Origin of the sequence: Sphingobium sp. SA916 (genome assembly GCF_002894065.1) — a bacterium.
GTDB classification, from domain to species: domain Bacteria; phylum Pseudomonadota; class Alphaproteobacteria; order Sphingomonadales; family Sphingomonadaceae; genus Sphingobium; species Sphingobium fuliginis.
On the sequence record NZ_LXYF01000092.1, the window covers coordinates 1 to 11,215 of the forward strand.

Annotated in this window: 7 protein-coding genes, 1 tRNA gene, 1 pseudogene and 1 riboswitch; of the genes and pseudogenes, 6 read left to right on the forward strand and 3 right to left on the reverse strand. The window is 65.0% G+C overall.

The window, feature by feature from the left end:
- Positions 1-706: 706 nt before the first annotated feature.
- A tRNA-Gly gene (locus A8G00_RS22950) sits at positions 707-781 on the reverse strand.
- Positions 782-1,039: 258 nt separating this feature from the next.
- Here A8G00_RS22950 and paoA point away from each other — a divergent pair.
- From paoA to A8G00_RS25725, 5 genes and pseudogenes are all read left to right on the forward strand, one after another.
- Positions 1,040-1,690 carry an aldehyde dehydrogenase iron-sulfur subunit PaoA gene (gene paoA, locus A8G00_RS22955; protein ID WP_099185597.1) on the forward strand — a complete coding sequence of 217 codons (651 nt, stop codon included), beginning with the start codon at positions 1,040-1,042 and terminating at the stop codon, positions 1,688-1,690.
- A complete protein-coding gene (locus A8G00_RS22960; RefSeq protein WP_099185390.1) occupies positions 1,687-2,637 on the forward strand; it encodes an FAD binding domain-containing protein in 951 nt (316 codons plus the stop codon). The genes paoA and A8G00_RS22960 overlap by 4 nt, the downstream gene beginning before the upstream one ends.
- Positions 2,638-2,640: 3 nt before the next feature.
- Positions 2,641-4,857, forward strand: a complete 2,217-nt coding sequence (gene paoC, locus A8G00_RS22965; RefSeq protein ID WP_099185391.1) for an aldehyde oxidoreductase molybdenum-binding subunit PaoC — start codon at positions 2,641-2,643, stop codon at positions 4,855-4,857.
- 52 nt (positions 4,858-4,909) lie between these two features.
- On the forward strand, positions 4,910-6,913 hold the full coding sequence (locus A8G00_RS22970) for a TonB-dependent receptor (RefSeq protein ID WP_048578381.1): 2,004 nt from the start codon (positions 4,910-4,912) through the stop codon (positions 6,911-6,913).
- 72 nt (positions 6,914-6,985) lie between these two features.
- Positions 6,986-7,441, forward strand: a pseudogene (locus tag A8G00_RS25725) (IS5 family transposase); the annotation flags it as partial.
- A gap of 576 nt (positions 7,442-8,017) precedes the next feature.
- Here A8G00_RS25725 and thiC read toward each other — a convergent pair.
- Both thiC and A8G00_RS22985 read right to left on the reverse strand, forming a co-directional pair.
- On the reverse strand, positions 8,018-9,877 hold the full coding sequence (thiC, locus tag A8G00_RS22980; RefSeq protein ID WP_099185392.1) for a phosphomethylpyrimidine synthase ThiC: 1,860 nt from the start codon (positions 9,875-9,877) through the stop codon (positions 8,018-8,020).
- Positions 9,878-9,888: 11 nt separating this feature from the next.
- Positions 9,889-10,296, reverse strand: coding sequence for a DUF2065 family protein (locus A8G00_RS22985; protein WP_099185393.1), 408 nt, complete (start codon positions 10,294-10,296; stop codon positions 9,889-9,891).
- Between the two features lie 55 nt (positions 10,297-10,351).
- Positions 10,352-10,462: riboswitch (TPP riboswitch) on the reverse strand.
- An 83-nt stretch (positions 10,463-10,545) separates the two neighbouring features.
- Here A8G00_RS22985 and A8G00_RS22990 point away from each other — a divergent pair.
- Complete coding sequence (locus A8G00_RS22990; protein ID WP_099185394.1) at positions 10,546-10,842, forward strand: hypothetical protein; 297 nt, start codon at positions 10,546-10,548, stop codon at positions 10,840-10,842.
- Positions 10,843-11,215: the final 373 nt, after the last annotated feature.

Genomic DNA, 11,215 nt, shown 5'->3' on the forward strand with positions numbered 1-11,215 from the left:
GAGCCTGGGGATGTATCTGCACCATCACGAAACCTCATCAGCAAGGACGGCAAAGCGCCACGCGTGATCCGCGATGGCATTCTTTACCATATCCCAATGATGTGTCGCAACCAGACAGCTAGGCTGCGTTGACAAAGTGATCTGCCCCTACTGAGTGGACCGATAGGTTTGTTGGTGGATTAAGCTCATCGCCGCCATATCCGGACGGAGGTGGAGCGAAGCGGAACCGGAGACCTGACGCTGGACAAGTTGATCCGTCAGGAAGCTGCCAAGGGAAACTATACAAAAGTCATTTCAGAACATAGGCTCGCCACTGTTCTCGACCCTTATACAGAGACTCACATAGCTGCTGCCTACAGCTACTTGTCGGCTAAATGCTATCCCGAAGCAGATCGTCTTTACCGCCTGACATTACAACGCTTCGGGGGAAGTCGCTGGGAAAGCACGCGGCAACGTGCAATGGTTGGCATCTCGGATGTACAAGCGAGAAAGCCCCGATGCGGATCATCAGATCGATGAAGAAGGAGGCTTAAAAGAGAGTCTCATTAAAGCGCACGTTCCAATGAAAGGACCAACGCGAGCGATGCAGTTAACAGTAGAGAATGGCGCGTCTAACCACGCGCCATTTACCCGGTCAATCTATGGAGATTGAGTGGGGTGTGATTTTCGATTTTTGGCTGTTCTGCCCTGAAAAGGGCAGGAAATCTGGAGCGGGCGAAGGGATTCGAACCCTCGACCCCAACCTTGGCAAGGTTGTGCTCTACCCCTGAGCTACGCCCGCTCTGGCGGCCGGAGGAAGTGTCCCTCTCGGCGGGTGGGGGGCAACTAGCAGCGGCTTCCCACCTCGGCAAGGGAGAATCTGCATAAAATCATTTTTTTCCGATCCCGCCGGATTTCCCCGCCCGATAGTGGCTTTTCCCACCTTGCGGCTTGGCCTCGCGTGGCCATATGCTACTATTCTGCCTGTCAAATCAGTGAGCAACGACCGAATATGATCGCCCTTCGCTTCCTATGGCGGGGGCAGGAGGAGGAGCATCGCATGCCAGAACCGTTGACGCGCCGGGGCCTGCTTCAGGGCAGCGCCGCCGCCGCCGCCGCCATTCCCGTGCTGGGCGACGCGCAGGCCGCTGCTCCCGCCCGCCCGCAACGCCAGAAGGAGCAGGCCCAGATGAGCGCCGTAGGATTGACCGTGAACGGCCGGGAAGTGCATCTGCAACTCGACCCCCGCACCACCCTGCTCGACGCATTGCGCGAGCATCTCCACCTAACCGGCACCAAGAAGGGCTGCGACCATGGCCAGTGCGGCGCCTGCACGGTGATCGTCGAGGGGCGGCGGATCAACAGCTGCCTCACCCTCGCCGTCATGCATGAGGGCGATCATGTGACCACCATCGAGGGGCTCGGCACGCCGGAAAAGCTTCACCCGATGCAGCGCGCCTTCATCACCCATGACGGCTATCAATGCGGCTATTGCACGCCCGGCCAGATCTGTTCGGCGGTGGCGGTGCTGGAGGAGATCGAGGCGGGCATCCCCAGCCACGCCACGGAGGACCTCGACCGCGTGGCCTTTTCCGAGAGCGAGGTGCGCGAGCGGATGAGCGGCAATATCTGCCGCTGCGCCGCCTATCCCAACATCGTCGCGGCGATCCGCGAAGTCGCCGGCCATGGAACTGCGGAGGACAAGGCATGAGGCCCTTCACCTACAGCCGCGCCGCCAGCGTCGAGGAAGCGGCGAAGACGGCCGCCAGCACCCAGGGCGCGCGCTTCATCGCGGGCGGCACCAATCTGCTCGACCTCATGAAGCTCCAGATCGAGACGCCGACCCATCTGATCGACGTCAATCATCTGGGCCTCGACCGCATCGAGCCGACAGCGGAAGGCGGCCTCAGGATCGGGGCGCTGGTCCGCAACACCGATCTGGCCGCCGACAAGGCCGTCCGCCGCGATTATGCGGTGCTCAGCCGCGCGCTGCTGGCGGGTGCTTCGGGTCAGCTTCGCAACAAGGCGACGACCGGAGGCAACCTGCTCCAGCGCACCCGCTGCCCCTATTTCTACGACACGCGCATGCCCTGCAACAAGCGCAAGCCCGGCAGCGGCTGCGGCGCGCTCAAGGGGATGAGCCGCAGCCTGGCGATCCTGGGCACCAGCGACGCCTGCATCGCGCAGCATCCGTCCGACATGGCGGTGGCGCTGCGCCTGCTCGATGCGCAGGTCGATACGCTTGGCACCGATGGCGGCCGTCGCTCCATTCCGGTCGCGGATTTCCACCTGCTGCCGGGCGAGACGCCGCATATCGAAAATGCGCTGAAGCCCGGCGAACTCATCACCTCTGTCACCTTGCCAAAGCCTCTGGGCGGCACCCATGTCTATCGCAAGGTGCGCGACCGCGCCTCCTATGCCTTTGCGCTGGTGTCCGTCGCGGCGGTGTTTGAGAAGGACGGCCGGGCGCGCTTCGCCTTCGGGGGCATAGGGGCCAAGCCCTGGCGTACCGATGCCGCAGATGCCGCCGCCCCGTCCGGCGCGGCGGCCGTGGCGGAGGCGGCGCTCAGCGGGGCGCGGCCCACCGCGCATAATGCGTTCAAGCAGCAACTGACCGCCCGCACCCTTGCCTCGCTCTACCGTCAGAAGGGGGCCTGAGCCATGAAGTTCGACACGCCAGCCACCACCAACCCGATCGACCGGGGCCGCGTCATCGGCATTCCCCATGACCGCATCGACGGCGCCGCGAAAGTCACCGGCACCGCGCCCTACGCCTATGAACGGCACGATGCCGCGCCCAACGCCGCCTATGGCTGGATCGTCGGGTCGGCCATCGCCAAGGGGCGGATCAGCGCCATGGACCTGCGGGTCGCCGAAGCCGCGCCCGGCGTGCTGGGCATCGTCACCCACCAGAATGCGGGGCCGCTCGGCAAGGGCAATATGAACACCGCCCATCTGCTGGGCGGCCCGCAGATCGAACATTATGAGCAGGCAGTGGCGCTGGTCATCGCGGATACGCTGGAAAATGCGCGCGACGCCGCCCGGCTCGTCCGCATCGATTATGCGCCGGATCAGGGCCGTTTCGATCTGGCGGCGGAGCGCGACAAGGGCGTTCCGCCCGAAGGCGGCTTCGGCGGCCCTGCTGATACCAAAGCGGGCGATTTCGAAGCCGGTTTCGCCAAGGCGGCGGTGAAGATCGACCAGCACTACACCACGCCCGACCAGAGCCATGCGATGATGGAGCCGCACGCGACCATCGCCGCCTGGAATGGCGACAAACTCACGCTCTGGACCTCTAACCAGATGATCGCCTGGAGCGTGGGCGAAATGGCGGCGACGCTGAAGATTTCGAAGGAGAATATCCGCCTCGTCTCACCCTATATCGGTGGCGGTTTCGGCGCGAAGCTGTTCCTGCGCGCCGATGCGCTGTTGGCGGCGCTGGGGTCGCGCATGGTCGGCCGTCCAGTGAAGGTCGCGATCGCTCGGCCGCAAATCCCCAACAACACCACCCACCGCCCCGCCACCATCCAGCGCATCCGCATCGGCGCCGACAGGCAGGGCGTGATCGACGCCATCGCGCATGAGGTCTGGTCGGGCGACCTGCCCGGCGGCGGCGCGGAAACGGCGGCGCAGCAGACGCGCCTGCTCTATCGCGGTCCCAATCGGCTGACGACGCATCGCCTGTCGACGCTGGACCTGCCGGAAGGCAATGCCATGCGCGCCCCGGGCGAGGCGGTGGGCCTGCTGGCGCTGGAAGTCGCGATGGACGAGCTGGCCGAGGCCTGCGGTGTCGATCCGGTCGAACTGCGCATCCGCAACGATGTGCAATATGATCCCGAAGCCGGGCCGCAGCGCCCCTTTTCCAGCCGCAAGCTGGTCGAATGCCTGCGCGAGGGCGCGGAACGTTTCGGCTGGAACCGCCGCAATCCGAAGCCTGGGCAGGTGCGCGATGGCCGCTGGCTGGTCGGCATGGGCGTCGCCTCCGCCTTCCGCAACAATCTGGTCACGAAGTCGGGTGCGCGCATCGGCGTCGATGCCAAGGGGCATGTGACGGTCGAAACCGACATGACCGACATCGGCACCGGCAGCTACACGATCATCGGCCAGACGGCGGCGGAAATGCTGGGCGTGCCGCTGGACGCCGTGACCGTGCGGCTGGGCGACAGCCGCTTTCCCGCGTCGTCCGGCTCGGGCGGCCAGTGGGGCGGGAACAGCTCAACCGCGGGCGTCTATGCCGCCGCCATGGCCCTGCGCGCCAAATTGGCCGAAAAGGCGGGCTTCCCGGCGGACAAGGCGCTGTTCGAGGATGGTCTGGTGCGCCTGGGCAACCAGTCCCAGCCGCTGGGGACGCTGGCGGGGCGCGAGGGCCTTTGGGCAGAGGACAGCATGGACTATGGCGACCTCACCAAACGCTATGCGCAGGCCACGTTCGGCGCGCATTTCTGCGAGGTCGGCGTCGACATCGACACCGCCGAAGTCCGCGTCCGCCGCATGGGCGGGGCCTTTGCCGCCGGGCGCATCCTCAATCCCAAATCGGCGCGCAGCCAGGTGATCGGCGCGATGACCATGGGCGTGGGCGCGGCGTTGATGGAGGAGCTGAGCGTCGACACGCGGTTCGGCTTCTTCGTCAACCACGACATGGCCGAATATCTGGTGCCGGTGCATGCCGACATCCCGCATCAGGACGTGCTGTTCATCGATGAACTGGACGACAAAAGCTCGCCCATGAAGGCCAAGGGCGTCGGTGAACTGGGCATTTGCGGGGCTGGCGCGGCGGTGGCCAACGCGATCTACAACGCCACGGGCGTGCGCCTGCGCGACTATCCGCTGACGATCGACAAGATTCTGGCGGCGTCAACCGGAAAAAGGGTCGCTTGAACTTCCTGCGCGGCGCCCCTAGTCCCTCTCCCAAAGAGAGGAAAGGGCGCCGATGAAATATCTTTCGCTGTCACTGGTTCTGGCCGCAATTCCGACGGTTGCGGCCGCCGGGACGGAGGCGTCCGACACGGACCGCATCGTCGTGACGGGGGAGGGGCTGTCCCTGCCGCCGGGGACGCCGGCCTATGGGTCGGTGATCATCGACCGGGACCGGCTGACCAACAGCGCTTCCGGCCGGATCGAGAGCGTGCTGGGCGATGTGGCGGGATTCCAGCAGTTCCGCCGTTCCGACAGCCGGTCCGCCAATCCTTCGGCCCAGGGAGCGACATTGCGTGCCTTGGGCGGCAACGCTTCCAGCCGGACGCTGGTGCTGCTGGACGGCGTGCCGATGGCCGATCCCTTTTTCGGCTATATCCCCTTCAGCGCGCTGGTGCCCGACCGCCTGTCGGTGGTGCGGGTGACGCGCGGCGGCGGCATTGGGGCCTTCGGCGCGGGCGCGGTGGCCGGGACCATCGAACTCGCCAGCGCGACGCGGGATCAGCTTCCGACCTTCGGCGCCAGCGCCTTCTACGGCAGCAAGGATGCGACCGAACTGACCGCCAGCCTGACGCCGGATCTGGGCGGCGGCTATGTCTCGCTTTCGGGTCGCTGGGACCGGGGCGACGGCTTCCAGACCACGCCCCGGAACCAGCGCGTCGCCGCGACTTCGCCTGCCGCCTATGACGGCTGGTCGACCAATTTGCGCGCCGTCGCGCCCCTGTCCGCCACATCGGAGATCCAGTTCCGCGGCACCATCTTCCACGACGAGCGCACCCTGCGCTTCAAGGGCGCGGACAGCATGAGCGAAGGGCAGGACGCCAGCATCCGCTTCATATCCCGCGGTGCATGGCAGGTCGATGCGCTGGCCTATATCCAGGCGCGCAACTTCTCCAACATCGTGATTTCGGCATCCACCTTCCGCAAGTCGCTCGACCAGCGCAATACGCCCTCGACCGGCATCGGCGGCAAGATCGAGCTGCGACCACCGGTCGGCCCCGACCATGTGCTGCGCATCGGGGCCGACACCCGCTTCGCCACCGGCGACATGTTCGAGGATGGCTATAACGCGAATATAGCGGCCAATCCGGTCACTTCCCGCCGTCATGCCGGCGGCGAGCAGATGACCACCGGCCTCTTTGCCGAGGATGACTGGACGCTGGGCCGGCTGGTCCTGACAGGCGGGGTGCGGGCGGATCGCTGGACGATCAGCAACGGCTTCTATCGCGCCACCGGCACCGGTGCGGCCAACAACAGCTTTGCCGACCGTTCGGACTGGCAGTTCTCCGGAAGGGCGGGCGCTCTCTACCGCATCAGCGATGCAGTCGCGCTACGTGGCGCGGCCTATAGCGGTTTCCGCCTGCCGACGCTGAACGAGCTATATCGGCCGTTCGTGGTCTTCCCGATCACGACCCGCGCCAATGCCGCGCTGACGCCCGAAAAGCTGAAGGGCGTGGAGGCGGGCATCGACCTCACGCCCATTCCGGGCCTGACCCTCTCCGCCACCGGCTTCATCAACCGGCTGGACGATGCCATAGCCAATGTCACCCTCACCAATGTCGCCAACACGCGCGAGCGGCAGAATGTCGACCGCATCACCGCCAAGGGGATCGAATTGACCGCCATCGGCCGGGTGGACGACTTCCTGCTTTCGGCATCCTATGCCTATAGCCACAGCACCGTCCATGCGCCGGGCATGGGCTTTGACGGCCTCACCCCCGCGCAGAGCCCCCGTCATGCCGCGAGCGCCACGCTGGCCTGGGAGCCGGAGCAGGGACCGGCGCTTTCCGCGACGCTGCGCTATGTCGGCAAGCAATATGAGGATGACCTCCAGACCGATGTCCTGCCCGATGCGCTGACCGTCGATGCGGTGGCGCGCCTGCCGCTGGGCCATGGCGTCACCCTGGTTGCCCGGGGCGAGAATCTCTTCGATGAGGAGGTGATCACCCGCAACGCCGGAGGGTCCATCGACCTGGGCACCCCCCGGACGCTGTGGATCGGCTTCCGGTTCGCAAGCTAGGCTCATGACCTATTGAATTGCTTGCGGAGATGGCGACTGGTTGATTCAATGGCGGCGTGAGGAGGCGTCGCCTTGAGTGATCTGATCTGGCTTTCGGAGGCGCAGATGCGCCGGATTGAGCCATATTTCAGCTGTCGCACGGCGTGCCACGGGTGAGTGATCGTCAGATCATCATCAGCAGCATCTTCGTAATCAAGAACGGCTTGCGATGGTGCGATGCGCCCGTTGATTATGGCCCACCCAAGACAATCTGCAATCGCTTCATCCGATGGAGCCGGCTCGGGTGTTCAACCAGATCTTCTCCGCCCTTTCGGCGAAGGCCGGCAGGCCCGATCAACTCATGATCGATGCGACGCATCTGAAGGCGCATCGGACCGCAGCCAGTCTGCTTGAAAAAGGGCTGATCCCAGACGTATCGGACGCACCAAAGGTGGCCTGAACTCGAAGCTCCATGCCGTGTGCGACGGCAAGGGCAGGCCATTGATAATACTGCCGAGCGAGGGGCAGATGAGCGACTACAGGGCCGCCGCCCCTGCCCGTCGCTGCGAGGGCCCGCTTGCCCTTAAGGCCTCCCGGCACGAACTCTCGCAACCGATCCCATTGATCGTCATGAATAACTTCGCCTTCCGCGCCAACCTCCAAAAGTCAGTGTGAATCACATCTCCGTGCTATCCTGGATGGCGAACAGGCTTTTTTGAAGCTGTGGCTTGCATTGGTCAGCAACGACCACACCGCGTTCGGGCTAAGCTGATAGCCGCTCGGCCTGCTGGATCGCCGGGGAACGCACCATCAATGCGGCCATTCCGAGCCGCAACGGCATCGATTGCTGCTCGCCGGTTAAGGCCCGCTGCTTGTGCCCGCCCATCGGCGCAGACCAGCATTGCTCATATCACGCAGCCGCTGCGACGACTTGGCTGCGTCTGCCACGCACCCGCCGAAGGCGCCGGCAACTTCCCGGACAGACCGGCCCGTCCAGACCGTCCCCACCCGCTCGCCGACGCCATGAAGCAACGATTTTCCGCGGCTCAAGGACCAAGATCAACCGCGCTGACAAGATAAGCGGGGGCGGTCATTCGGGTCATCCTTGGCTATGTAGAGCTGAACTCAATCATGCTCCCGGTCGCCAGCGCCCATATAGAGTTCGCCGCCGGTCTGCCGGAAGATTTCGCTCATTTCGGCCATGCCTTTTTCGGCGTCCTCCGCCGCGAGGAAGCTGTCGGCGGGCTGGTTCTGCCTGGCGGCGAAGTCGCGCACTTCCTGCGTGATCTTCATCGAGCAGAATTTGGGGCCGCACATGGAGCAGAAATGGGCGGTCTTCGCGCCTTCGGCGGGAAGCGTCTGGTCGTGATATTTCTCGGCCGTGTCGGGATCGAGCGACAGGTTGAACTGGTCGCGCCAGCGGAATTCGAAGCGGGCGCGGCTCAGCGCGTCGTCGCGGACCTTGGCGGCGGGGTGGCCCTTGGCCAGGTCGGCGGCGTGGGCGGCGAGCTTGTAGGTCACGACACCCACCTTCACATCGTCGCGGTCGGGCAGGCCCAGATGCTCCTTGGGCGTGACGTAGCAGAGCATGGCCGTACCGTACCAGCCGATCATCGCGGCGCCGATGCCGCTGGTGATATGGTCGTAACCCGGCGCGATGTCGGTGGTGAGCGGCCCAAGCGTGTAGAAGGGCGCCTCGCCGCAGGCTTCGAGCTGCTTGTCCATATTCTGCTTGATCTTGTGCATCGGGACGTGGCCGGGGCCTTCGATCATCACCTGCACATCCTGTTCCCAGGCGCGCTTGGTGAGTTCGCCCAGCGTGTAGAGTTCGGCGAACTGCGCTTCGTCATTGGCGTCGGCGATGGAACCGGGACGCAGGCCGTCGCCCAGCGAATAAGCGATGTCATAGGCCTTCATGATTTCGGTGATCTCGTCGAAATGCTCGTAGAGGAAGCTTTCCCTGTGATGGGCGAGACACCATTTCGCCATGATTGACCCGCCGCGGCTGACGATGCCGGTCACGCGCTTGGCGGTCAGCGGGATGTAGGGCAGGCGCACGCCCGCATGGATGGTGAAATAGTCGACGCCCTGCTCGGCCTGCTCGATCAGCGTGTCGCGGAAGATGTCCCAGGTCAGTTCCTCGGCAATGCCGCCGACCTTCTCCAGCGCCTGATAGATGGGCACGGTGCCGATCGGGACCGGCGAGTTGCGCATGATCCATTCGCGGGTGTCGTGGATGTTGCGGCCGGTCGACAGGTCCATCACCGTGTCGGCGCCCCAGCGGATCGACCAGACCAGCTTGTCGACTTCGCTCGCCACATCGGAGGCGACGGCGCTGTTGCCGATATTGGCGTTGATCTTCACCAGGAAGTTGCGGCCGATGGCCATGGGCTCCGATTCCGGGTGGTTGATGTTCGACGGGATAATGGCGCGGCCGCGGGCGACCTCCTCCCGGACGAATTCCGGAGTCACATAGTCGGGGATCGACGCGCCCCAGTCCTGCCCGTCGCGGACATATTCGGCGAGGCGGGCGCGGCCCAGATTTTCGCGCTCGGCCACATATTCCATCTCCGGCGTGATGATGCCGCGCCGGGCATAGTGCATCTGGGAGACGTTCGCTCCAGCCTTGGCGCGCAGGGGACGCTTGACCGTGTTGGGAAAGGGCTGAACGCCGCCGCTGCGGTCGGGGCCTTTCAGCCCGTTATCCTCCGGCTGGATGGCGCGGGCGTCATATTCCTCGACATCGCCCCGGCCGATGATCCAGTCGCGGCGCAGCGTGGGAAGGCCCGCCATGATGTCGATGCGGGCATCCGGATCGGTGTAGGGACCGGAGGTGTCATAGACGCGGACCGGCGGCTCCCCGCTGCCGGGTTCCAGGTCGATCTCGCGCATGGCGACCTTGAGCGGGCCGACATGGATCTTGCGCGAGCCACGGATGGGTCCGGTGGTGACGCGCATCTCTGTTCGTGCTGGGACGTCTGCCATTTGGGTTCCTTTCAGGCGATGACGGTGGCGCGGCCGGTGAGGCCAGCGAGGAAGAGAAGGATGCCGAGGATGATCGAGACGATCGCCCAGGCGCGGGTGAAGTTGAGGGACCAGCGACCGATCTTGAGCAGGGGCGCCGGGACCGCGAGCAGCAGAGCGCCCTCGATCAGCGCGACATAGCCGATGGCCGAGACGATGATGGACAGCGGATCGCGCCAGATGCTGTGGATGAGGACGAGCGCCGCGCCGACCGCGAAGACCGGAAAGGCCAGCGCCATCACCAGACCGGGCGAGCGTTCCAGATCGTCCATCATCTGCCGCCAGCGCTGCGGCGCTACGAGGCCCCCTGTGCCGATGACGATCATGTAGAGGCCGATGGCTTCAGCCAGGCGCAGGGTCAGGACGGAAATGCTGTCCATGGCTTGCCGTCCTCCTCTTCGCATCGGGGCGGAGGGCGGGCGCGGGTTGCTGCATGCGAACAAGCCGTTCCCTCCCTACGCCGGTCTTATCCGGATCAGGTTCAGCGGGTCGCGGCCACGTCAGCCGCCTCTCAACCGCCTGTGGACGGTCCCCCGGGGATGCCCCGCATGTAGCCCAAGCGGCGAGCGAACGAAAGCCCCGTTCTGACGCTGGACAGCAGGTCGCCTTTTCCGCTTTAGTGGCCTGCGATGAAGCATCCCGATCTGTCGACGAAGGAAGGGCGCAAGGCGCACCGGCACGAGATGCGCATGATCGCGGTCAGGCCGCGCCGTTGGGGATTATGGCTGCTGACGGCGGGTTTCCTGCTGGTGCTGGCGCCTTCCGCCTTGAACATGCACAGCCTGTTCGGACTTTGGCCGCCGATGCTGGGCGCGATCTGCATCATGCTGGGCGTGCCGCTGCTGGTGGCGAGCGTGGTGTTGAAGCGGCGCTATCTGCGGCAGCGGGTGGCCGGACAGGCGATGGTGGGGCGGATCAGGGGGTGAGATTCCGGCGGTTTTCCGCCGAAGTTCACACCATATGCGCGCGCGTGCCCGGGCGCGCGTAGGCATGGGCGCGATGGTTCGGACGTTTTCAAAGAGGGGTGCTGGTTAGGCCGGGCAAGGCGGAATAGGACAGGCTGAATCCGTCCCGGTGCGGGAAATAGGATGGTTTTCGAGGCGGGTGTCGCTTTTGGGTTACGCATGCCGAGTTGAGATACGGACCGGTGATTGCTCGTCTGTTTCGACCAATCCAAGACATTCCCCTCCCGTAAACGGGAGGGGTTAGGGGTGGGCGCGAGCGTAGCGAGCTTCTGACTTAGCCGTTGCAAAACAGCGCAGATGCCGCGCCAGCCCACCCCCTAACCCCCTCCCGCCT